The 216-nt window shown below is 33.8% G+C and carries 1 protein-coding gene; it reads left to right on the top strand.

Translation table 11 applies throughout. The annotated features are described in order from the left end of the window. Positions 1-201: SDR family NAD(P)-dependent oxidoreductase (locus tag ACRHOC_RS15720; protein ID WP_431159503.1), on the top strand; the 201-nt coding region annotated here is incomplete at its 5' end. Between the last annotated feature and the right edge of the window lie 15 nt (positions 202-216).

Genomic DNA, 216 nt, shown 5'->3' with positions numbered 1-216 from the left:
TTTTACGGTACCGTAGATATCCTAATTAATAATGGAGGTATAAGACAAAGATCTCTTATTGCAGATACTGATATATCTGTGGATAAGAAATTAATGCAAATCGATTACTTAGGTACTGTCGCATCGAGCCAGGCATTATTACCACATTTTATAGAAAACCAATCTGGTTATTACGTAACTGTAACAAGCCTCATGGCATAATTTAGTTCTCCTTAT

Source organism: Winogradskyella poriferorum (assembly GCF_050618035.1).
GTDB classification, from domain to species: Bacteria; Bacteroidota; Bacteroidia; order Flavobacteriales; family Flavobacteriaceae; genus Winogradskyella; species Winogradskyella poriferorum_A.
Note: the sequence above shows the minus strand (reverse complement) of the source record. Positions and strands in the feature narration are given on the sequence as shown.